The following is a 21,658-nucleotide window of genomic DNA, read 5'->3' as shown; positions in this document are numbered from 1 at the left end:
GTCGGAACACGTTCGTCCGGTCATGACCGACGACGCTCCTGAGATCCTCCGCTACGCCGCCTTCTCGAACCGGCCCGAGGGCGGCAACCCCGCCGGCGTGGTGCTCGACGCCACCGGACTGACCGCCGAGCGGATGCTCGCCGTCGCCGCCGAGGTCGGGTACTCCGAGACCGCCTTCCTGACTCCGGGCAGTGAGCAGGGCGCTTACCACGTGCGGTATTTCAGCCCGCTGCTGGAGGTGCCGTTCTGCGGGCACGCGACGGTGGCCGCCGCCGTCGCGGTCGCCGGGCGGTCCGGCCCGGGGCGGTACATGTTCAGCACCGCGGCCGGGGACGTCCCGGTCGAGGTCGAGCCCGGCGAGGACGGCCTGCGGGCGACGCTCACCAGCGTCGAGCCGAAGGTCGAGGAGGTGCCGGCGGCGGACGTCGAGGAGGCGCTCGCGCTGCTCGGCTGGTCGGCCGCCGACCTGGACCCGGCGCTGCCGCCGCGGATCGGCTACGCGGGCGCCCGGCACCTGGTGCTGGCCGCCGGCACCCGCTCCCGACTGGCCCGGCTGGACTACGACTTCGACGGGCTGGCCGCGTTCATGAACGCCCGCGACCTGGTCACCCTGCAGCTGGTCTGGCGCGAGGCCCCCGAGGTCTTCCACGTCCGCGACCCGTTCCCGGTCGGCGGCGTGGTCGAGGACCCGGCCACCGGCGCGGCCGCGGCCGCCTTCGGCGCGTACCTGCGCGAGCTGGGCGCGGTGACCGCCCCGGTCGTGCTGACGCTGCACCAGGGCGCGGACCTCGGCCGCCCGGGCGTGCTGCGGGTCGAACTGCGGGCGGAGGACACCCGGGTGCGGGTCTCCGGCACGGCGGTGGCGATCCCGTAGCGGACGGGGGAGGGGCGCCGGTCCCGGACCGGCGCCCCCGCTTTCCCGGGTCAGGACCGGGCGGCGAGCAGGGCGGCCAGCCCGTCCAGGCCCCGGTCGACGGTCGCCGGGTCCACCTGGCTGACGGAGAGCCGCAGTTGACGCTCCCCGCCCGCGCCGGGATAGAAGTGGGACATCGGCGTCCAGATCACCCCGTACCGCGAGGCGGAGAGCTCCAGCAGGGCGTCGTCCACCACGCACGGCACCGTGAGCACCAGGAAGAAGCCGCCGCGCGGCTCGTTCCAGGTCACCCCGCCGCCCGGCGGGAAGCGCCGGGCCAGGCCCGCCAGCACCAGGGCGAGGTTGCGCCGGTAGAGCGCGGCGACCTCGGTGTTGGCGGCCCGCAGGCTGTGGCCGTGTTCGAGCAGGGCGCCGCCGATCACGGCCTGGGCGATCGGCGAGGTGTTCACCGTGGTCATGCTCTTGATCATGCCGAGCAGGTCGGCCAGCAGGCCGGTGCCGCCCGCGCCGTCCGCCACCAGCTGGTCCGCCACCACGTAGCCGACCCGGGCGCCCGGGAGGGCCGTCTTGGCGAAGGACCCGAGGTGGACCACCCGCCGCGAGGTGTCCAGCGCCTTGAGCGAGGGCAGCCGCTCCTCGCCCGCGAACACGCAGTACGGGTTGTCCTCCAGGACCAGAAAGTCCTCCGCGGCGGCCAGCTCCAGCAGCTCCCGGCGCAGTTCCAGCGGCAGGCTGGCGCCGCTCGGGTTGGCGACGTCCGGGACCAGGTAGAGCGCCCGGGGCCGCAGCCCCTCGGCCCGGGCGGCGGCCAGCTGCCGGCGCAGGTCGGCGAGGTCGAGCCCGTCCGGGCCGTCGGCCACCGGCCGTACCGGCAGGTCCGCCAGCAGGGCGGCGCCGGTCAGTCCGACGTAGGTGGGCGAGACGGCCAGCACCACGTCCTCGGGGCCGCGGCGCAGCGCCCGCAGCACCAGGAACATCGCCTCCTGGCAGCCGACCGTCACCACGATCGACTCGGCGGGCACCTCGATGCCCTCGTCCACCGCGAGGTGTGCGGCGATCAGCTCGTGGATGATCCCCTTGGTCCGCCCGTACTGGAGCACCTGGCGCCGGGCCGCCTCCTCGGAGAGCCCGCGCTCGGTGCGCAGGTGCGCGGTGTAGCGGTCCAGGTGCCGGTGGACGGCGTCCAGGTCGAAGAACTGCTCGGCGGGGCGGCCGGCCGCGAAGGAGACCGCCTCCGGGTAGCGGATGGAGATCTCGTTGAGCAGGTTCATCGAGGTCATCGCCGGGTCGGCGAGGGAGGGGTGCAGGTCGGTCAGCCGCAGCTCGTGCGGCGGGGCGGTGACGGTCACGGGGCGCTCCAGGCGGGGCAGGGCAGGGGGGTGGTGCGCAGGGTGGTGGCGGCGGTCAGGTCGGCGCAGCCGGCCAGCCCGAGGGCGTGCCGCAGTTCGGCGGCCAGCAGCTCCAGCACCCGGGCGCAGCCCGGTTCACCGGCGGCTGCCAGGCCCCAGATCGCCGGGCGGCCGAGCAGCACCCCGGACGCCCCGAGGGCCAGCGCGGTGAGCACGTCCGCGCCGCCGCGCACCCCGCTGTCCAGCAGGACCTGGCAGGCCCGCCCGGCCAGCGCCTCGGCGACGGCCGGCAGGGCCGTCAACGAGGCCACCGCCCGGTCGAGTTGGCGGCCGCCGTGGTTGGAGACCACCACGGCCGCGGCGCCCAGCTCGGCGGCCCGCAGGGCGTCCGCCGGGTCGAGCACCCCCTTGACCACCAGCGGCAGCCGGGTGTGCTCGCGCAGCCAGCCGAGGTCCGCCCAGGTGACGGCGGGGGAGAGCAGCTCGGCGGTGTGCGCGGCCACCGCCGACACCTCGGCGGTGGCCCGGTGCGCCCGCCCGGCGGCGCCGCCCTCCAGCAGCGCCGCGCGGACGTCCCCGGGCAGGGCGAAGGCGTTGCGGGCGTCGCGCAGTCGGCGGCCCATGTACGGCACGTCGGCGGTGACGACCAGGCACTCGCTGCCTGCCGCCTCGGCCGCCGCGACCAGGTCGAGCAGCCGGGCGCGGTCGCGCAGCCAGTACAGCTGGAACCAGAGCGTGGCCCCGGTCGCGGCCAGCTCCTCGAAGCCGACGCTGCTGAGCGTGCCGACGGTGAACGGCACCCCCGCAGCGGCGGCCGCCCGGGCCGAGGCGAGTTCGCCCTCGGGGTGGAACAGCCGGTGGTAGGCGATCGGGGCCACCGCCACCGGCAGGGCGGACCGGCTGGTCACCAGGGTCGCGGAGGTGTCGCAGGCGGAGACGTCGGCGAGCACCCGGGGCACCACGGCCTGCCGGTCGAAGGCCGCCCGGTTGGCGGCCAGGGTGCGCTCCTGCTCCGCGCCGCCGGCCAGCCAGTCCCAGACCTGGGGGCTCAGCGCGGCCCGGGCCGCCTGCTCGTACTCGGCGACGGACAGCGGCTGCCGTGGCGCGGCGGTGCCCGCGCCCGGCGGGGTCGGGACCGGCGCGGTCATCGGGCGACTTCGCTGGCGTTGCGCTGGAGTTCGACGGCCTCGTAGAGGGCGCGGATGTTGTTGCTGCCGAAGTTGCGGGCCCGGATGCGCTCGATCACCTCGAAGAAGAAGGTGCCGCGCGGGTGCTGGGAGCGGGTGAAGATCTGGAACAGCTGGCCGTCGTGGTCCTGGTCGACCAGCAGGTTCAGCTCGCGCAGCTGGTCGAAGGAGTGCCGCAGCGGGGTCAGCCGGGCGGGCAGGGCGTCGAAGTAGGCGCCCGGGGTGCGCAGGAAGGGCACGCCGCGGGCGGCCATGGTGGAGACGGAGTGGACGGCGTCCTCGGAGGAGAAGGCCACGTGCTGGACCCCGGCGCCGCCGTGGTCGGCCAGGAAGGAGGCGATCTGGCCGCCGGCGTCCGGGGTGAGCGGCTCGATCAGGGTGAGGGTGACGCTGTGGTCGGGGCTCTGCACGACCATCGAGTCCATGCCGAGGGCGCCGACCTCGATCCGCTCCTCGAAGACCATCCGGAAGCCGAAGACCTCCTGGTAGTGCCGGACGGTCGCGCGCAGGTCGCCGGAGGGGACGCAGACCGCGAAGTGGTCGACGGAGCGCAGGCCGACCTCCGCGGCACCGGTCACGGGGGCCGCGTCGGGCAGGCCGGGTATCCGGCCGGCGGGGACGTCCGGGCCCCGCTCGATCAGGGTGTGCACCACGTCGCCGAAGGCACCGACCACGGCGGTGACGCAGCCGTCCGCGGCCTGCGGCGGGCGCAGCCCGTCGGCGCCCCGCCCGGTCAGCGCGCGGTAGGCGGCGGTGGCGTCCGGGACCCGCAGGGCCAGCGCGGCCACGCCGTCCTCGTGCCGGGCCAGGTACCCGGTGGCCGGGTGGCCGGCGGCCAGCGGCTGGGTGAGCAGCAGCCGGATCGCGGCCTGGCCGAGCAGGGCGGAGACGCAGCGCTCGGCGCTCCCGCCGCGCTCGGTGGGCGGGACGAGCAGGTCGAAGCCGTACTCCGCGGTCAGCCGGGCGACCTCGGCGGCGAGGTCGGTGACATAGAACTCGACGTGGTCCAGGGCGAGTTCGAGCGGCGACCCGGCATCGGTCGCGGCACCGGCGGTGAGGTCGGTGGGGTCAGTAGGGTCGGTGAGGTCGGTGGGGAGCTCGGGAGAGGAACGGTCGGGCATCTGAGGGGCTCTCTCGTGAGGAGTGCACGGAGGCCCACCCCGGCGGCGGTGCGGTGCGGCAGGGCCGCCGCCGGGGTGGGCCGGTGGCGAGGGGCGTGGTGCGGGGACGGGTGGTGCGGGGACGGGTGGTGCGGGACGGTCAGGTGGACTGGAGGCGCGGGGCAGGCTCGGCGTCCTCGGCCGGGACCGCGGCCGGGGTGAGCTCCCCGGCGGGCTGCTCCGCCGGCTCCTCCTCGTCCTCCTCGTCCTCGATCACCGCGTCGGGCTTGCCCAGCAGGTACAGGCCGGACAGCAGCGCGCCGATCACCATGGCGACCAGCACCGTGCGGAAGTCCAGCGCGGCCACCAGACCGGCGCCGACGCCGATGGCGATCGCCTGCGGGGCGGTGAGGGAGAGGTTGACGGCCGCCTGGGTGCGGCCCATCAGCTGCGGCGGGGTCAGCGACTGGGCGGCGGTGGCCAGGCCGACCACCCCGGCCGGCATGCCGGCCCCGGCGATCAGCAGACCGGCCGACACCACCCAGACCGAGGGCGCCAGCAGCAGCAGGGCGCCGACCCCGAAGGTGGCCGAGCCGAGCATGACCGTCTTCCGGGGGCCGAGCTTGCCGATCAGGATGCCGCCCAGCACCGAGCCGGCGAGCGCCCCGACCGCCTCCACCGTCTCCAGCACGCCCAGGAACTGCGGCGAGCGGTTCAGCCCGTGCTGGATGAGCGAGAACAGCACCGGCTGGAGGAAGCTGAGCACGGTCGCGGTGGCGGTGGTCGCGATCAGCAGCGGCAGCAGCGAGGCGGTGGAGCGCAGGTGCTGGAAGCCCGCCAGCACCTCGGTGCGCCAGTGCCGCCCGGACGGCTCCGGCGTGGACTCGGGCACCCGCAGCGCCAGGAAGGCGAGCGCGGCCGCGAGCAGGATGCCGATGTCGACCAGGGCGACGGCCCGGCCGCCGAGCCACCCGTACAGGCCGGAGCCGACCAGCGGGGCGACCAGGGTGGTGCCCGCCCGCATGGTCTGGGTGAACCCGACGGCCGCGCCAAAGTCCTGACGCTCCGTCAGGATCGTGCGCAGCATCGCGCTCTGGGCCGGGGTGAGGACGGCCCCGGCCAGCCCGTAGAGCACCGCGGTGCCGTAGATGATCCACAGGTGGCCGCGGCCGTCGACCAGCAGCAGCGGCGAGACCGCCACCGCCAGCCCGAGGTTGACCGTGACCAGCAGCGGCCGTCGGCGGACCCGGTCGGCGACCAGGCCGCCGAGCGGCAGCAGCAGCATCGGGACGGCGTAGCAGAACATGACCAGACCGGCCGCCGAGCTGCTCCCCGTCAGGACCTTGGCCCAGATGCCGAGGGCGATGAAGAGCGCGCTGTCCCCGAGGACGGACAGCGTCTGTCCCGCGATGTAGAGCCGGAACTCCGGCCGCGCCAGAAGTGGGTGCATGTCCTGTCCTGTCCTTGACTGCTGCGTTTGCGATGGATGGTGCGGGTCTAGCGGGGCGGCGCGGCGGCGGCCCGGTGGGCGCGGGTGAAGCCCTCCAGCACGGCGTCGTTGGCGTCCTTCTCGCCGACGGCGATCCGGATGCCCTGGTCCGGGTAGAACCGGACGGCCACCCCGAGCCGCTCCAGCTCGGCCTTGACCGGGAGCTGCTCCTCGGGCGAAGGCGCCGTCACCCAGAGGAAGTTGGTCAGGCTCGGCGGCACCGACCGGCCCAGGGCGAGCAGTTCGGCCCGCAGCCGGTCGCGCTCGGCGGCGATCTCGGCGATCCGCCGGTCCACCTCGTCCTGGGCGGCGACGGCGGCCAGCAGGCCCGCCTCCTGGAGCCGGTTCACCGCGTACGGCACCTGGACGGCGCGCACCCGCCGGGCCACCGACTCCTCGGCGACCGCGTAGCCGATCCGCAGCGCGGCCAGGCCGTGCGACTTGGAGAGGGTGCGCAGCACCACCAGGTTGGGCCACTCGGCGATCCGGTCCGGCACCGCCGGGGCGGCCCAGCCCCGGGCGAAGTCGACGTAGGCCTCGTCCAGCAGGATCAGCGCGGTGGCCGGCACCCGGCGGAAGAAGTCGGTCAGTTCCGCCCAGGAGTAGACCGTGCCGGTCGGGTTGTGCGGGTTGCAGAGCACGATGATCCGGGTCCGGTCGTCGACCCGTCCGGCGATCGCGGCCAGGTCGTGCCGGGCGTCCGGGCCGAGCGGGACGGACCGGGCCTCGGCGCCGGCGATCGCGCAGAACAGCGGGTACGCGTCGAAGCAGGGGTCGGAGTGCACCACGTTGTCGCCGGGGCGGACGACGGAGTGGAAGAGGTCCAGCGCGACGCCGGCCGAGCCGTGGCCCACCACGACCTGCGCGGCGGGGACGCCCTGCCAGTCGGCGATGATCCCGGCGAAGCGCTCCGGGCGGAAGTCCGGGTAGCGGTTCAGGTCGCCGACCGCCCCCGCCAGGGCGGTCAGCACGGACGGCAGCGGCGGGTACGGGTGCTCGTTCTGGGCCAGCAGGTGTCTGGCCCCGGAGGCGGCGGCCATCAGTCGGCCTGGAGGACGTAGAGCCAGCTGTGCGGGGTGGCCAGCGCCTCGACCCGGTCGATCCGCAGCCCGGCGTCGGTGAACAGCTGCTCGTAGGTCTCCTTGGTGTGCAGCGGCACGCCCATCATCGCGTGGGCCAGTTCGAAGCCGACCGAGAAGACCGGCATCGCGCTCTGGGATTCGCCCGGGCCGCGCAGCATGGTGTCGCCGAGCACGAAGGTGCGGGCCTTGGGGAAGGCCTCGCGCATCCGGGTGAAGATCGAGGAGCGGGTGCTCGGGTCGGCGAGCAGGTCGTGCAGCAGGAAGAAGCTCATCACGGTGTCGACCTCGGCCACCTCGGCGGCCTCGGCGTCGTTGTCGATCTGGGTGCCGAGCAGGCCCAGCACGTCGGCCCGGACGGCGGTGACCCGGTCCTGCATCCCGGCGGCGGCGATGTCGGCGCGGGCGATGTCGGTGGCCGGGCGGCTGATGTCGATGCCCAGGCCGCGGCTGCCCTCGCGCTGGGAGACCACCCGGCGGACCCGGGCGGAGGTGCCGCTGCCCAGGTCGGCGATGGTGCGGAAGTCGATGCCGGAGAGGACGTCGGTGAGCTGCGCGGCGAACATCGACTGGTCGCACTGGGCGGAGCCGAGGGCGACCATCGCCTCGTCGCGGAAGACGTCCGCGTTGTAGTGGTGCGAGCCGGTGCTCAGGTGCCCGGCGCGGCCGAACACGTCGTGGTAGCCGCCGACCGCCCAGGTGAAGTAGCCGCGGGCGGCGGCGATCTCGATGCCCGCCTCGGTGGGCAGGTAGCCGGCGCCGTCGGCCTTGAGGTAGCCGTAGTCGGCGGCGGCGCGCAGCACGGCCTCGGTGCGGGCGGTGTCGCCGCGCTGGGCGGCCGCTGCGGCGGCGGACAGCGCCTCGCCGCGGCCGATCTGCTCCAGCACGCCGATCCGGTCCAGCGCGAAGATCACGTTGGCGGCGATGAAGCCGTTGTAGGCGTCGGTCGACGAGATCGGCGCCGGGGTGACGCCGCGCCAGGTGTCGGGGATGACGGCAGTCTGCATCGGTGTGTCCATTCCTCGTGGTGGGCCGGGTCGCGGCCGCTTGGCGTGGTGGTGCGGTGGGTGTCGCGGTGGTGCGGGGGTGTCGATGGTGCGGGGGAGGCTCAGGGGCGGGGTGTGGGGTCCTGCGCCGGGTCGCGCAGGCGGTCGGCGAGTACCGGGCCGATGACCGCGAGGGCCTCCGGACCGGTCATCGCGCCGTGGGTGCTGGGCACTTCGTGGACCTCCAGCCGACCGCCCACGTGGGGCCGCCAGCTCTCGGGGTCGGGGGCGTCGGCCGGGCGGTCCTCGGCGGCGACGAACACCAGCGCGTCGCCGTCGTAGCCGGGCAGCGGGGCGTCGCCGGCCAGCGCCAGGTTGGCCAGGAAGACCTCGACCACCCGGGCCACCCCGGCGCCGCTCAGTCCGGCCAGCGGGCCCCCGCCGTGCCGGACCAGCTCGGCGTAGCCCGCCTCGTCGGCGGGCCAGTCGGTGATCTCGCCGGCCTGCTGGCCGAGGGACTCCAGGATCGCGGCGAGCAGCGCCGGGTCGCGGTCGTGGGAGCCGCCGGTGAACCGGGCGTACTCGTCCAGCTCCGGGTAGCCGTCCAGCACGGCGAGCAGTTCGACCCGCTCGCCCTGCTCCCGCAGCAGGGCCGCCACGGCGTGGGCGACCGGGCCGCCGAAGGACCAGCCCAGCAGGGCGTACGGGCCCTCGGGGCGGACCGCGCGCAGCTCGGCCAGGTAGCCGCGGGCCATCTCGGCCAGACTCGCCGGGTGGCGGGAGAGGTCGGCCAGGCCGGGGGCCTGGAGGCCGTAGATCGGCTGCTCGGCGTCCAGGTGGCGCAGCAGGCCGGTGTACACCCAGCTGATCCCGGCCGCCGGGTGCACGCAGAACAGCGGCGGGCGCGAGCCGCGGGTGCGGATCGGCAGCAGCACCGGGAAGTCCTCCTCGGCGGGGGCGCCGTCCCGGGCCGCGGCCAGCAGTTCGGCCAGCCCGGCGACGGTCGGCGCCCGGAACAGCGCCCGGACGCCGAGTCCGGCGCTGCCGGTCAGCTCGCGCAGCCCGGCGACCAGGCGCCCGGCCAGCAGCGAATGGCCGCCCAGTTCGAAGAAGTTGTCGTCGATGCCGACCCGCTCCAGGCCGAGCACGTCGGCGAACAGCCCGCAGAGCACCTCCTCCAGCGGGGTGCGCGGCGCCCGGCCGCCGCCCGCCCGGCCCGGCTCGGGGGCGGGCAGCGCCCGCTCGTCGAGCTTGCCGTTCGGGGTCAGCGGCAGGCGCTCCAGCGGCACCAGGGCGGCGGGCAGCATGTAGTCCGGCAGCTCGGCGGCCAGGTGGGTGCGCAGCGCGTCCAGGTCCAGCGGGCCGGCGTCCGGGGCCGGCACCAGGTAGCCGACCAGGCGCTTGTCGCCCGGGGCGTCCTCGCGCACCACCACGGCGGCGGAGGCCACCTCGGGTCGGCGGCTGAGCACCGAGCCGATCTCGCCCAGTTCGATCCGGAAGCCGCGGATCTTCACCTGGGCGTCGATCCGGCCCAGGTAGTCCAGTTCGCCGGAGGCCGTCCAGCGGGCCAGGTCGCCGGTGCGGTACATCCGGGTGCCGGGGGCGCCGAACGGGTCGGCGACGAAGCGTTCGGCGGTCAGCGCCGGGCGGCCCAGGTAGCCGCGGGCGAGGCCGGCCCCGGCGACGTACAGCTCGCCGGGCACCCCGGCGGGCACCGGGCGCAGCCGGGAGTCCAGCAGGTACAGCCGCAGGTCCGGGATGCCCGCGCCGATCAGCGACCGGGACTGCCCGGCGGCCGTGGCGGCGTCCAGCGGACGGTAGGAGACGTGCACCGTGGTCTCGGTGATGCCGTACATGTTGACCAGCACCGGCGCGTCCTCGGCGTGCCGCCGGTACCAGGGCGCCAGCCGGGCCAGGTCGAGCGCCTCGCCGCCGAACACCACCCGGCGCAGGGCGAGTCGCGCGCCGAGCTCCGGCTCCTCCTGGTCGGCCTGCATCAACTGGTAGAAGGCGGACGGGGTCTGGTTGAGGAAGGTGACCCGCTCGCGCACCAGCAGCTCCAGGAACTCCCGGGGCGAACGGCTGGTTCCGAAGGGCACCACGACCAGGCGGCCGCCGTGCAGCAGCGCGCCCCACAGCTCCCACACCGAGAAGTCGAAGGCGTAGGAGTGGAACAGGGTCCAGACGTCCTCGGGGCCCGGGGCGAACCAGTGGTCGGTGGCGGCGAACAGCCGGGCGACGTTGCGGTGCGGGACCACCACGCCCTTCGGCCGGCCGGTCGAGCCCGAGGTGTAGATGACGTACGCCGGGTGGTCCGGGCCGAGCGCGGGGGTGGGGGCCTCGGCGGACGTCCGGGCCAGTTCGGCGGCCGTCCCCGGGGCGTCGAGCAGCAGCAACGGCAGTTGCGGGTCGGGCAGTCGGGCGGCGGCGTCGGTGGTGGTGAGCAGCAGTGCGGGGGCGGAGTCGGCCAGGGTGTAGGCGATCCGGTCGGCCGGGTAGTCCGGGTCGATCGGCACGTAGGCGCCGCCGGCCTTGAGCACCGCGAGCACGGCGACCACCAGCTCCACCGAGCGGGGCAGCGCCAGCGCCACCAGGCGCTCGGGGCCGACGCCGCGGGCGGCGAGGAGCCGGGCCAGCCGGTTCGCCCGGGCGTCCAGCTCGGCGTAGTCGATCCGCTCGTCCCCGTCGACCACCGCCACGGCCTGCGGGGTCCGGGCCGCCTGGGCCGCGAACAGCTCCGGGACGGTGCGGAGTCCGACGGTCTCCGGTCGATCGGTGGGCGCGCTCCAGTGGTCCAGGATCAGGGTGCGCTCGGCGGGGTCGAGGATCTCCGCCGCGTCGACCGGGCGGGCCGGGTCGGCCAGTACGGCGGTCAGCAGCCGCTCGAAGCGCGCGCCGATCGCCGTCACCGTGGCCGGGGCGAACAGCTCCTCGGCGAACTCGACCACCACGCCGATCCCGGCCGGGGCGCCGTCGGCGGCCAGCCGCTCGCTGAAACCGAAGGCCAGGTCGAACTTGGCGAGTTCGGCCGCCGAGGGCTCCACCCGGGCGGGCAGGCCGGCGAAGTCCAGGGCGGCCTCGGCCTCGGGCCCGGCGGCGAAGGTCAGCATCACCTGGAACAGCGGGTGCCGGGCCGTCGAGCGGGCCGGGTTGAGCACCTCGACCAGGCGCTCGAAGGGCACGTCCTGGTGCTCGAAGGCGTCCAGGTTGGCCTGCCGCACCCGCTCCAGCAGCTCGAGGAAGCTCGGGTCGCCGGAGAGGTCGGTGCGCAGGACGAGGGTGTTGACGAAGAAGCCGATCAGGTCGTCCAGGGCCTCGTCGGTGCGGCCCGCGACCGGGGTGCCGAGCGGGATGTCGGTGCCCGCGCCCAGCCGGCCCAGGGTGGCGGCCAGCGCGGCCTGCACCACCATGAACACGCTGGTGCGGCTCTCCCGGGCCAACTCGGCGACGGCGGAGTGGAGTTCGGCCGGAAGCCGGAACTCGACGGTGTCGCCGCGGTGGGTGGGAGCCAGTGGCCGCTTGCGGTCGTAGGGGAGCGTCAGCTCCTCCGGGAGACCGGCCAGCGCCTTCTGCCAGTAGGCGAGTTGGATGTGCTGGGCGCCGTCCGGGTCGTCCTCCGCGCCGAGCAGCTCGCGCTGCCAGAGGGCGTAGTCGGCGTACTGGACGGGAAGCGGCCGCCAGTCGGGTTCCGCGCCTGTGCGGCGGGCCCGGTAGGCGGTGTCCAGGTCGCGCAGCAGCGGGCCGACGGACCAGCCGTCGCTGACGATGTGGTGCATCAGCACCAGCAGCACCTGCTCGCCCTGCGGAAGGCCGAACAGCGTCGCCCGCAGCGGGAGTTCGGCGGCCAGGTCGAAGGCCTCCCGGCTCGCGGCGGCCAGCGCCGCCCGCAGCTGCTCCTCGTCGGCCGCCGTGCGGGTGTGCAGGACGGGGTCGGCGCTCGGGGCGATCAGCTGGCGCGGCCGGCCGTCGGCGCCCGGGAAGGTGGTGCGCAGCACCTCGTGCCGGGCGACCACGTCGGTCAGCGCCGCAGCCAGGGCCCCGGCGTCGAGGGTGCCGTCGATCCGGAGTACCAGCGGGGTGTTGTAGAGCGCGCTCGGGCCCTCGAACTGGTCGATGAACCACAGGCGTTGCTGGGCGTGGGAGAGCGGGACCAGCTCCGGGCGCGGCCGGGGCAGCAGCCGGGCGCGGACCGGACCGGTGCCCTCGCCCAGCCGGCCGGCCAGGGCGGCCACGGTCGGGTGGTCGAAGAGGGCACGGATGGGGAGTTCGACGTCCAGGGCGGTGCGGATCCGGCTGATCAGCTTGGTGGCGAGGAGTGAGTGGCCGCCGAGGGCGAAGAAGTCGTCGTCGATGCTGAGGGCGGGCAGGCCGAGGGTCTCGGCGAAGAGTGCGCAGAGGGCCTTCTCGGTGGTGGTGCGGGGGGCGCGGCCTTCGGGGGTGCCGGTGTAGTCGGGGGCGGGCAGGGCGCGCCGGTCGACCTTGCCGTTGGCGGTGACCGGCAGCGCGTCCAGGGTGACGACCGCGGCCGGGACCATGTAGCCGGGCACCCGGTCGGCCAGGAAGGCGCGCAGTTCGCCGGGGGTGGCGTCGCCGGTGACGTAGGCGACCAGGCGCTTGTCCCCGGGTTGGTCCTCGCGGACCGTCGCCACCGCGTGCCCCACCGCCGGGTGGGCGGCCAGCGCCGCCTCCACCTCGGCGGGCTCGATCCGGAAGCCGCGGATCTTCACCTGGTCGTCGGCGCGGCCGAGGAACTCCAACAGGCCGTCCGCGCTCCACCGGACGATGTCGCCGGTGCGGTACATCCGCTCGCCCTTGCCGCCGAACGGGCAGGCCACGAAGCGCTCCGAGGTCAGCCCCGGGCGGCCGACGTAGCCCCGGGCCAGGCCGTTGCCCGCGAGGTACAGCTCACCGGGCACCCCGACGGGAACGGGCCGCAGGGCGTCGTCCAGCACGTACGCCCGGGTGTTGGCCAGCGGGCGGCCGATCGGCACCACGGCCGGGACGTCCCCGCCGGGCGTCATGGTGAAGGTGGTCTTGATGGCCGTGGTCTCCGTCGGCGCGTACACCGCGACCACGTCCGTCTCCGGGCAGGCCCGGAACAGCTGCCGGACGGCCTCCGGGGGCACCACGTCACCGCCGGTCCACACCTGGCGCACCCCGCGGAACGCCTCCGGGGTCTCCTCGGCCATCAGCCGCAGCAGACCGGAGGGCGCCTGCACCAGGGTGACGGCGTGCCGGGTGATGGTCGCGGCCAGCGCGGGCAGGTCGAGCTGTCCGGGGGCGGCCAGCACGATCCGGCCACCGGTCACCAGCGGCGCCCACACCTCGGTGGTGGAGGCGTCGAAGGCGGTGGGCGAGTGCAGCAGGACGCTCTCGTGGTGGCCCTGGCGGAAGTGCGGGTTGGTGAGCAGGTCGACGACGTTGCGGTGGGTCACCGCGACGCCCTTGGGGAGGCCGGTCGAGCCCGAGGTGTACATCACGTAGAGCAGCTGGCCGGGGTGGGAGCGGCGGCCGGCGGGGGGCCGGCCGGCGGGCGGGGCCGCGGGGGTCCCGACCGGGGACGTCTCGGTGACGTCGAGGGCCGTGACGCCGGTGCCGCTGTCGAGGACCGGGTGCTCGCGGTGCGCCGGGTCGACCAGGACGAGCTGCGCCCGGGTGTCGGCGAGGATGTGCCGCATCCGGTCCAGCGGGTAGCGGGCGTCCAGCGGGACGTACGTGCCGCCCGCCTTGGTGACCGCCAGGATCGCCGTCACCAGCTCGGCCGAGCGGTCCATCAGGATCGCGACCGGCTCCTCCACCGCCAGCCCGCGGGCCAGCAGCACGGCGGCCAGGGCGCCCGCCCGGGCGTCGAGTTCGGCGTAGCTCAGCCGCTCCGTGTCGGACACCACGGCCACCGCGTCGGGGGTGGCGGCCGCCCGGGCCTCGAACAGCTCGGGCAGTGTGCTGTCGGTGATCGGGACGGCGGTGTCGTTCCAGCCGGTGAGCAGCTGCTCGCGCTCGGCCGGGTCGAGGATCTCGATGGTGCCGATCGGTGCGTCCGGGTCGGTGGCGACGGCGTCCAGCACGCGCAGCAGCCGCTCGGCGAGGGTGGCGACGGTGGCGTGGTCGAAGAGGTCCGCCGCGTACTCCACGGCCGCGGCCACGCCGAGCGGCGTGCCGTCCTCGTCGTGCTGCTCGGTGAAGTTGAAGTTCAGGTCGAAGTGGGCCTGGGACTCGCCCGCGCCCTCCAGCGCCCCGCTCACCCCGCCCAGGGTGAGCACGGGGGACGGGCCGCTGCTCACGGTGAGGACGGTCTGGAAGAGCGGGTGGCGGGCCGGGGTTCGGGTGGGGTTGAGCTGCTCGACCAGGCGCTCGAAGGGCACGTCCTGGTGGTCGAAGGCGTCCAGGTCGGTGCGGCGGACGCGCGCCAGCAGCTCGCGGAAGCCGGGGTCGCCGGTGGTGTCGGTGCGCAGGACGAGGGTGTTGACGAAGAAGCCGACCAGGTCGTCCAGGGCCTCGTCGGTGCGTCCGGCGACGGGGGTGCCGAGCGGGAGGTCGGTGCCGGCGCCGAGCCGGGTGTACAGCGCGGCGACGGCCGCCTGCACGACCATGAACAGGCTGGCCCGGTTGGCGGTGGCCAACTCGGTGAGCCGCTGGTGCAGTTCGGCGTCCAGCCGGTACTCCACCGTCCCCGCGCGGTGGCTCGGGGCGGCCGGTCGCGGCCGGTCGTACGGGAGCGCCAGCTCCTCCGGCAGCTCGGCCAGGGCCTGCTTCCAGCGGGCGAGTTGGGCGTGCTGGGCGCTGGTCGGGTCGTCCTCGGTGCCGAGCAGGCCGCGCTGCCAGAGCGTGTAGTCGGCGTACTGGACGGGCAGCGGCCGCCAGTCGGGTTCCGCGCCTGTGCGGCGGGCCCGGTAGGCGGTGTCCAGGTCGCGCAGCAGCGGGCCGACGGACCAGCCGTCGCTGGCGATGTGGTGCAGCAGGACGGCCAGGGCGTGCCGCTCGGCGTTCAGCGAGATCAGTGAGACCCGGATCGGCAGGTCCTCGGCGAGCCGGAACACCGCCCCGGTGGCCTCGGCCACGGCGGCGCGCAGCTCCGTCTCGTCGGCCACCGTGCGGGTGTGCAGGGTGGGTGCGGCGCTCGCGGCGATCAGCTGGTGCGGCCGGCCGTCGGTGGCCGGGAAGGTGGTGCGCAGCACCTCGTGCCGGGCGACCAGGTCGGCCAGGGCATCGGCCAGGGCCTCGGTGTCGACGGCGCCGTTGAGGTGGGCGACGAACGGGGTGTTGTAGAGCCTGCTCGGGCCCTCGAACTGGTCGATGAACCAGAGGCGTTGCTGGGCGGGGGAGAGCGGCACCAGGGCGGGCCTGGTCTGCGGGCGCAGCGCCGGACGGGCCGGGGTGTCGACGGCGGGCAGGGCGGCGGCCAGGGCGGCGACGGTGGGGTGGTCGAAGAGGGCGCGGATGGGGAGTTCGACGTCCAGGGCGGTGCGGATCCGGCTGACCAGTTTGGTGGCGAGGAGTGAGTGGCCGCCGAGGGCGAAGAAGTCGTCGTCGATGCTGAGGGCGGGCAGGCCGAGGGTCTCGGCGAAGAGTGCGCAGAGGGCCTTCTCGGTGGTGGTGCGGGGGGCTCGGCCTTCGGGGGTGCCGGTGTAGTCGGGGGCGGGCAGGGCGCGGCGGTCGACCTTGCCGTTGGGGGTGACGGGGAGGGCGTCGAGGACGAGGACGGCGGCCGGGAGCATGTAGCCGGGGAGGCGGTCGGTGACGAAGGTGCGCAGTTCGCCGGGGGTGGCGTCGCCGGTGACGTAGGCGACCAGGCGTTTGTCGCCGGGCCGGTCCTCGCGGACCAGGGCGAGGGCCTGGCGGACGGCGGGGTGGGCGGTGAGGGCGGCCTCGACCTCGGCGAGTTCGATCCGGAAGCCGCGCAGCTTGATCTGGTCGTCGGCGCGGCCGAGGAACTCCAGCACGCCCTCGGCGGTGCGGCGGACGAGGTCGCCGGTGCGGTACATCCGGGTGCCGGGTGTGCCGTACGGGTCGGCGACGAAGCGTTCGGCGGTGAGGCTCGGGCGGCCGATGTAGCCGCGGGCCAGGCCGGGTCCGGCGAGGTAGAGCTCGCCGGGGATGCCGACCGGGACGGGGCGCAGCCCGGCGTCGAGGACGTAGGCCCGGGTGTTGGGCAGTGGGCGGCCGATCGGGACGGTGCCCGGCACCTCGGCCGGGGTGGTCATGCGGTGGTGGGTGGCGAAGGTGGTGGTCTCGGTGGGGCCGTAGCCGTCGACCACGGCCAGGCCGGGGCAGGCGGTCATGACGCGGCGGACGGCGGCGGGGGCGACCACGTCGCCACCGGTCCACACCTCGCGGAGGCCGGTGAAGAGGCTCGGCGACTCGGTGGCCATGACGTTGAACAGTCCGGCGGTGAGCCAGGCGGCGGTGACGCCGCCGTGCTGGATGGTGTCGGTGAGTTCGGTGACGCCGAGGCGTCCGGCGGGGGCGAGGACGAGGCGGGCGCCGGAGAGCAGTGGGGCCCAGAGTTCGTAGGTGGAGGCGTCGAAGGCGGTGGGTGAGTGGACCAGGACGCGTTCGTGGGCGCCGCCCGCGAAGGTGCCGCCGAGGGCGAGGTCGACGATCGAGCGGTGGGTGATGCCGATGCCCTTGGGGGTGCCGGTGGAGCCGGAGGTGTGCATCACGTAGGCCAACTGCTCGCCGGTGAGGGTGCGTTCGAGGTTGGCGGCGGTCTGTTCGCCGATGGTGAGGGTGGTCAGCCCGGCCAGCGCGGGGTGGTCGCGGTCGGTGACGGCGATCCGGGCGCCCGCGTCGGCGAGCACGGCCGCGAGGCGCTCCCGTGGTTGGGCGTCGTCCAGGGGGACGTAGCTGCCGCCGGCCTTGAGTACCGCGAGCAGGGCGATGACCAGCGCGGGGGAGCGCTCCAGCAGCAGGGCGACCGGGGTCTCGGTGCCGACGCCCGCCTCGACCAGGCGCAGCGCCAGGCCGTTGGCCCGGGCGTTGAGTTCGGCGTACGTCAGCTCGGTGGAACCCGCGACCAGGGCGATCGCCCCGGGCGTCGCGGCGGCCTGCGCCTCGAACAGCTCGGGGACGGTGCCCGAGGGCAGTTCCGCCACCGGTCCGTGCCAGCCGGTCAGCAGCTGCTCGCGCTCCGTCGGGTCGAGGATCTCGATGGTGCCGATCGGCGCGTCGGGGTCGGTGACGGCGGCGTGGAGGACGCGCAGCAGGCGCTCGGCGAGGGTGGCGACGGTGGCGTGGTCGAAGAGGTCCGCCGCGTACTCGATCGCGCCGGAGAGGCCGCCCGGTCCGCTCAGCTCGGCGAAGCCGAAGGAGAGGTCGAACTTGGCCACATTGAGGTCGAACTCCAGCTCACCGCACGGGAGATCGCCGAAGGTCTGCGGCGCCTTCGCCTGGTTCTCCAGGGCGATGAGCGTCTGGAAGAGCGGGTGGCGGGCCGGGGTGCGGGTGGGGTTGAGCTGCTCGACCAGGCGCTCGAAGGGGATGTCCTGGTGCTCGAAGGCGCTGAGGTCGGACTGCCGTACCCGGTCGAGGAGTTCGCGGAAGCTCGGATCACCGGAGGTGTCGGTGCGCAGCAGCAGGGTGTTGACGAAGAAGCCGACCAGGTCGTTGAGCGCTTCGTCGGTGCGTCCGGCGACGGGGGTGCCGAGCGGGAGGTCGGTGCCGGCGCCGAGGCGGGTGTAGAGGGTGGCGACGGCGGCTTGCAGGACCATGAACAGGCTGGCCCGGTTGGCGGTGGCCAACTCGGCCAGTTGCTGGTGCAGTTCGGCGTCGACGGTGAACTCGACCAGCTCGCCCCGGTGGCTCGGCGCGGCCGGGCGCGGTCGGTCGTAGGGGAGGGCCAGTTCCTCGGGCGCGCCGGCCAGGGAGTCCTGCCAGAAGGCGAGTTGCCGTCCGATCAGGCTGTCCCGGTCCTCCTCGTCGCCGAGGAGTTCGCGCTGCCAGAGGGTGTAGTCGGCGTACTGGACGGGCAGCGGCTCCCACTGCGGCGCGTCTCCGTGGCTGCGGGCCCGGTAGGCCTCACCCAGGTCGCGGAAGAGCGGGGCGACGGACCAGCCGTCGCTGGCGATGTGGTGCAGCAGGAGCAGCAGCACGTGCCGCTCGTCGGGGAGCGAGAACAGCGCTGCCCGGAGCGGCAGTTCGGTGGCGAGGTCGAAGGCGTGCGAGTTCGCCCGGTCCAGCAGTCCGGCCAGCTCGGTCTCGTCGGCGACGGCGGTGACGGTCAGGGTGGGCTCGACGGAGTCGGCGACCAGCTGGTGGGGCCGCCCGTCGGCGACGGGGAAGAGGGTGCGCAGCACCTCGTGCCGGGCCAGCAGGTCGTGCAGCGCGGCGGTCAGCGCCCCGGTGTCGACCGGGCCGGTGAGCCGGAGGGCGAAGGGGGTGTTGTAGAGGGCGCTCGGGCCCTCGAACTGGTCGATGAACCAGAGGCGTTGCTGGGCGTAGGAGAGCGGCACCAGCTCCGGGCGGGTGCGCGCCGTCAGCCCGGCCCGCACCGGGGTGGTGTCCGCGCCGAGATGCTGGGCCAGGGCGGCGATGGTGGGGTGGTCGAACAGGGTGCGCAGGGGGAGTTCGGTGCCGAGGGCGGTGCGGATGCGGCTGGTGAGCCTGGTGGCGAGCAGGGAGTGCCCGCCCAGGTCGAAGAAGTTGTCGTCGATGCTCGGTTCGGCGGTTCCGAGGACCTCGGCGAAGAGCGCGCACAGGGTCTGCTCGGTGGCGTTGCGGGCGGCCCGGCCGGGGGTGGCGGTGGAGTAGTCGGGGGCGGGCAGGGCGCGCCGGTCGACCTTGCCGTTGGAGTTGACCGGCAGGGCGGCCAGCGGCACGACGGCGGCGGGGAGCATGTAGCCGGGCAGCCGGTCGGTGACGAAGGCGCGCAGCTCGTCGAGCGGGGCGTCGCCGGTGACGTAGGCGACCAGGCGCTTGTCGCCGGGCTGGTCCTGGCGGACCGTCGCGAAGGCCTGCCGGACGGCCGGGTGGGCCGCGAACGCGGCCTCCACCTCGGCGAGTTCGATCCGGAAGCCGCGGACCTTGACCTGGTCGTCCGTTCGACCGACGAACTCCAGTTCGCCCGTAGTGCTCCAGCGCACCAGGTCGCCGGTGCGGTACATCCGGCTTCCGGGCGTGCCGTACGGGTCGGCGACGAAGCGCTCGGCGGTGAGCGCCGGGCGGCCGATGTAGCCGCGGGCCAGCCCGGGCCCGGCGAGGTACAGCTCGCCGGGGACGCCGACCGGGACCGGCCGGAGGGCGTCGTCGAGGACGTACGCCCGGGTGTTGGGCAGCGGGCGGCCGATCGGCACCACGGCGGCGGGCACCTCCTCGGGAGAGGTCATCGCGTGGCGGGTGGCGAAGGTGGTGGCCTCGGTCGGGCCGTAGGCGTTCACCACCCGCAGGCCGGGGCAGGCCTCCAGGACGCGCCGGATGCCCGCGGGCGAGGCGATGTCCCCGCCGGTCCAGACCTCGCGCATCCCGGCGAAGGACCGCGGGGCCTCGGTGGCCAGCACGTTGAACAGCCCGGCGGTGACGAAGGCGCCGGAGACCTGCTGCCGGCCGAGCAGGTCGGCGAGTTCGGCGATCCCGAGCCGCCCGGGCGGGGCGATGACGACACGGCCGCCGGAGAGCAGCGGGGCCCAGAACTCGTAGGTGGAGGCGTCGAAGGCGGTGGGCGAGTGCACCGCGACCCGGGCGAGGTGCTCCCCGGTGAAGGCCCCGCCGAGGGCGAGGTCGACGATCGAGCGGTGGGTGATGCCGATGCCCTTGGGGGTGCCGGTGGAGCCGGAGGTGTGCATCACGTAGGCCAACTGCTCGCCGGTGAGGGTGAGTTCGAGGTTGGCGGCGGTCTGTTCGCCGATGGTGAGGGTGGTCAGCCCGGCCAGCGCGGGGTGGTCGCGGTCGGTGACGGCGATCCGGGCGCCCGCGTCGGCGAGCACGGCCGCGAGGCGCTCCCGTGGTTGGGCGTCGTCCAGGGGTACGTAGCTGCCGCCGGCCTTGAGTACCGCGAGCAGGGCGATGACCAGCGCGGGGGAGCGCTCCAGTAGCAGGGCGACCGGGGTCTCGGTGCCGACGCCCGCCTCGACCAGGCGCAGGGCCAAACCGTTGGCCCGGGCGTTGAGTTCGGCGTACGTCAGCTCGGTGGAACCCGCGACCAGGGCGACGGCCTCGGGCGTCGCGGCGGCCTGCGCCTCGAACAGCTCGGGCACGGAACCCGCCGGAAGCTGCGCCGCCGGCCCGTGCCAACCGGACAGCAGCAGCTCGCGCTCCGTCGGGTCGAGGATCTCGATGCTGCCGATGGGCGCGTCCGGGTCGGCGGCGGCCGCCCGCAGCACCCGGGCGAGGCGCTCGCCGAGGGTGGCGGCGGTGGCGTGGTCGAAGAGGTCCGCCGCGTACTCCACGGCGCCGGTCAGACCGTTGGCGACGCCCAGCGCGTCGTGCTGCTCGACGAAGGCGAAGGACAGGTCGAACTTGGCGAGGTGCTGGTCGAGGACGTGCTCCCGGCAGTCGAGCCCGGCGAAGTCGGCGGGGAGGTCCTCGTCGCTGTCCAGCGTCAGCATGGTCTGGAACAGCGGGTGGCGGGCCGGGACGCGGGCCGGGTTGAGCTGCTCGACCAGGCGCTCGAAGGGCACGTCCTGCTGGTCGAAGGCGTCCAGGTCGAGGCGGCGGACGCGCGCCAGCAGCTCGCGGAAGCTGGGGTCGCCGGAGGTGTCGGTGCGCAGGACGAGGGTGTTGACGAAGAAGCCGACCAGGTCGTCCAGGCCCTCGTCGGTGCGCCCGGCCACCGCGGTGCCGAGCGGGAGGTCGGTGCCCGCGCCGAGCCGGGTGTAGAGGGCGGCGACGGCGGCTTGCAGGACCATGAACAGGCTGGCCCGTTCGGTCGCCGCCAACTCGGACAGGCCCGCGTGCAGTTCGGCGTCCAGGTCGAGCTCGGCGGCGCCGCCCAGCCGGGTGGGCGCGGTCGGGCGCGGCCGGTCGTAGGGCAGGGCCAGCTCCTCCGGTGCCTCGGCCAGGGCGCGCTGCCAGTGGGCGAGTTGGGTGGCGAGCACGCTGTCCGGGTCGTCCTCCTCGCCGAGGAGTTCACGCTGCCAGAGGGTGTAGTCGGCGTACTGGACGGGCAGCGGCTCCCACTGCGGCGCGGTGCCGGCGCGGCGGGCCCGGTAGGCGGTGTCCAGGTCGCGGAAGAGCGGGGGGACGGACCAGCCGTCGCTGGCGATGTGGTGCATCAGCACCAGCAGCACGTGCTCCTCGGCGGAGAGCGAGAACAGCGTGCAGCGGATGGGCAGTTCGGTCGCGAGGTCGAAGACGTGCCCGGCCGCCGCGGCCAGCCGGGCGGTCAGGTCGGCCTCGTCGGAGACCGGGACGGCGGCCACCTCGACGGCGGTGACGGCGGGGCTCCGCGGCTCGGCGATCGACTGCTGCGGGCGGCCGTCGACGGCGGGGAAGGTGGTGCGCAGCACCTCGTGCCGGGCGAGCACGTCACGCAGCGCGACGGTGAGGACGGCGGCGTCGAGCCCACCGGTCAGCCGGACGGCGAACGGGGTGTTGTAGAGCGCGCTCGGGCCCTCCAGCTGTTCGATGAACCACAGCCGCTGCTGCGCGAACGACAACGGGA

General features: G+C 74.9%; 7 protein-coding genes and 1 pseudogene. 1 reads left to right on the top strand and 7 read right to left on the bottom strand.

What is annotated here, in order from left to right; all coding sequences use genetic code 11:
- Positions 1-22 precede the first annotated feature (22 nt).
- On the top strand, positions 23-874 hold the full coding sequence (locus tag ACZ58X_RS02175; RefSeq protein ID WP_470331745.1) for a PhzF family phenazine biosynthesis protein: 852 nt from the start codon (positions 23-25) through the stop codon (positions 872-874).
- A gap of 50 nt (positions 875-924) precedes the next feature.
- On the opposite strand, the gene ACZ58X_RS02170 is transcribed toward ACZ58X_RS02175, so the two are convergent.
- The 7 genes and pseudogenes from ACZ58X_RS02170 to ACZ58X_RS02140 all read right to left on the bottom strand — a co-directional run.
- Positions 925-2,154: an aminotransferase-like domain-containing protein gene (locus ACZ58X_RS02170; RefSeq protein ID WP_470331880.1), complete on the bottom strand. Its 1,230-nt coding sequence runs from the start codon at positions 2,152-2,154 to the stop codon at positions 925-927.
- Positions 2,155-2,219: 65 nt separating this feature from the next.
- On the bottom strand, positions 2,220-3,371 hold the full coding sequence (locus tag ACZ58X_RS02165; RefSeq protein WP_470331744.1) for an alpha-hydroxy acid oxidase: 1,152 nt from the start codon (positions 3,369-3,371) through the stop codon (positions 2,220-2,222).
- Positions 3,368-4,531: a 4-hydroxyphenylpyruvate dioxygenase gene (gene hppD, locus ACZ58X_RS02160; protein WP_470331743.1), complete on the bottom strand. Its 1,164-nt coding sequence runs from the start codon at positions 4,529-4,531 to the stop codon at positions 3,368-3,370. Before hppD ends, ACZ58X_RS02165 begins: the two co-directional genes overlap by 4 nt.
- A gap of 139 nt (positions 4,532-4,670) precedes the next feature.
- On the bottom strand, positions 4,671-5,960 hold the full coding sequence (locus ACZ58X_RS02155; RefSeq protein ID WP_470331742.1) for an MFS transporter: 1,290 nt from the start codon (positions 5,958-5,960) through the stop codon (positions 4,671-4,673).
- Positions 5,961-6,007: 47 nt separating this feature from the next.
- Entirely contained in the window at positions 6,008-7,039 is a 1,032-nt protein-coding gene (locus ACZ58X_RS02150; protein ID WP_470331741.1) for a pyridoxal phosphate-dependent aminotransferase, read from the bottom strand.
- Positions 7,039-8,085 carry an SAM-dependent methyltransferase gene (locus ACZ58X_RS02145; protein WP_470331740.1) on the bottom strand — a complete coding sequence of 349 codons (1,047 nt, stop codon included), beginning with the start codon at positions 8,083-8,085 and terminating at the stop codon, positions 7,039-7,041. Before ACZ58X_RS02145 ends, ACZ58X_RS02150 begins: the two co-directional genes overlap by 1 nt.
- A gap of 101 nt (positions 8,086-8,186) precedes the next feature.
- A pseudogene (locus ACZ58X_RS02140) lies at positions 8,187-21,653 on the bottom strand (amino acid adenylation domain-containing protein); the annotation flags it as partial.
- Positions 21,654-21,658 lie beyond the last annotated feature (5 nt).

Source organism: Kitasatospora sp. NPDC040550, from assembly GCF_055594965.1.
Note: the sequence above shows the minus strand (reverse complement) of the source record. Positions and strands in the feature narration are given on the sequence as shown.

Coding starts and splice junctions, on each gene's coding strand:
- ACZ58X_RS02175 (WP_470331745.1), top strand. CDS start 23: ATGACCGACGACGCTCCTGAGATCCTCCGCTACGCCGCCTTCTCGAAC.
- ACZ58X_RS02170 (WP_470331880.1), bottom strand. CDS start 2,154: ATGACCTCGATGAACCTGCTCAACGAGATCTCCATCCGCTACCCGGAG.
- ACZ58X_RS02165 (WP_470331744.1), bottom strand. CDS start 3,371: ATGACCGCGCCGGTCCCGACCCCGCCGGGCGCGGGCACCGCCGCGCCA.
- hppD (WP_470331743.1), bottom strand. CDS start 4,531: ATGCCCGACCGTTCCTCTCCCGAGCTCCCCACCGACCTCACCGACCCT.
- ACZ58X_RS02155 (WP_470331742.1), bottom strand. CDS start 5,960: ATGCACCCACTTCTGGCGCGGCCGGAGTTCCGGCTCTACATCGCGGGA.
- ACZ58X_RS02150 (WP_470331741.1), bottom strand. CDS start 7,039: ATGGCCGCCGCCTCCGGGGCCAGACACCTGCTGGCCCAGAACGAGCAC.
- ACZ58X_RS02145 (WP_470331740.1), bottom strand. CDS start 8,085: ATGCAGACTGCCGTCATCCCCGACACCTGGCGCGGCGTCACCCCGGCG.